General features: G+C 47.6%; 1 protein-coding gene. It reads left to right on the top strand.

Going from position 1 to position 529, the window contains the following annotated elements:
* Positions 1-529, top strand: a 529-nt coding sequence (locus LQV63_RS31255; RefSeq protein ID WP_233699657.1) for a transposase, incomplete at both ends; no start/stop codon positions are given.

The following is a 529-nucleotide window of genomic DNA, read 5'->3' as shown; positions in this document are numbered from 1 at the left end:
TGCTGCTCAAATCTATCTTCGACTTGTCCGACGTCGATCTGGTCGAGCGTTCAAAATATGATTTGTCCTTCAAGTTGTTTCTCCATATGGCCCCCGAGGAAGCGGTCATCGAGCCCAGCCTACTGACCAAGTTCCGCAAATTACGGCTTAAAGACATGAAGCTGCTGGATCTGTTGATTCAGAAAACCGTGGAAATTGCGATTGTGCAAGGCATTATTCGAAGCAAATCCCTTATTGTAGATTCGACCCATACCAAAGCTCGCTATACCCAAAAGACGCCGCAGGAGGTGCTCCGAGAACGCTCCAAAAAGCTGAGAAAAGTTATCTATTCGCTGGATGAATCGATGAAGAATGCCTTTCCGGCCAAACCGGTTACGGATGTCATCGAGGATGAAATCTCCTATTGCCAGCAGCTTGTCGTAGTAATTGAAGAGGATGAGCGTTTTGCCGGACTACCCAAGGTAACGGAACCGCTCAACCTGCTAAAAGAAACGATTGCTGATGATCTGGAGCACTTGCAAACCTCTGC

This window comes from Paenibacillus profundus (genome assembly GCF_021369635.1).
Lineage (GTDB): Bacteria > Bacillota > Bacilli > Paenibacillales > Paenibacillaceae > Paenibacillus_B > Paenibacillus_B profundus.
Note: the sequence above shows the minus strand (reverse complement) of the source record. Positions and strands in the feature narration are given on the sequence as shown.